1 protein-coding gene is annotated in these 865 nt (G+C 44.2%); it reads left to right on the forward strand.

The annotated features are described in order from the left end of the window. The first annotated feature begins 59 nt into the window (after positions 1-59). Positions 60-847, forward strand: a protein-coding gene (locus FFM73_RS12565) for an IS5 family transposase (protein ID WP_089121852.1) whose coding sequence is annotated in 2 segments (ribosomal slippage) — positions 60-318 and positions 318-847 — 789 coding nt in all. Because the reading frame shifts where the segments join, the coding sequence is not laid out codon by codon here. The last annotated feature ends 18 nt before the right edge of the window (positions 848-865 follow it).

The following is an 865-nucleotide window of genomic DNA, read 5'->3' on the forward strand; positions in this document are numbered from 1 at the left end:
AGAAACTGTTTGAGATCTAAATTGAGTTTTGGTATACTTTTGCAAAAAAGGAAATTGTTATGCCTAATTATCCCAGTAATATTACTCGCCAACAGTTTGAAGTCATTCGCTCAGAACTAGAAAACTTTTGTCAACGGACGAAGCCGCGGCAAGTTGATTTATATGACGTTTTCTGTGCCATTCTATATATCTTAAAGACCGGCGCTCAATGGCGGGCATTACCGCATGATTTTCCCAAGTGGCAAACGGTCTACACGTATTTTCGCTTATGGTCTCGGCAACCAACGCCAGCAGAGCCATCACTGTTAGATCAGGTTTTAAAAAAATTGTCGCTACCTTACGATCCAAGCAGGATCGTTCGGCGTTAACTTCCTTCATTATCGTTGACGCTCAGAGTGTTAAAAATACCGAAACGGCCGAGAATAAAGGCTATGATGCCGGTAAGAAAATTTCCGGAATTAAGCGGCATCTAGCAGTGGATATGAATGGCTTTCCGCAAGCCATTCATTTAACGCGGGCCAATGTCTCTGACCGTGACGGCGCCAGTGCCATGTTAGCCTTAAACGCCGAAAACTTACGCCGGGTTCGAAGCGTATTGGTTGATGGTGGTTACAGTGGCCGCAATTTCGCCATGGATGTCCAGCTTAATTTAAAAGCGACCACCCAAGTCGCCAAACGAAATGAGTTACATAAATTTGAAGTGTTGCCACAACGCTGGATAATTGAACGCTCCTTTAGCTGGTTGGAAAAATATCGTCGGCTCTGGAAAAACTGTGAACGACAGCTGCACACCAGTACAACGATGGTAACTTTAGCGTTTGTCTCAGTTTTCCTACGCCGCTTTTAGAGATCTCAAACAGTTTCT

This window comes from Secundilactobacillus hailunensis (genome assembly GCF_005405185.1).
Taxonomy (GTDB): Bacteria; Bacillota; Bacilli; order Lactobacillales; family Lactobacillaceae; genus Secundilactobacillus; species Secundilactobacillus hailunensis.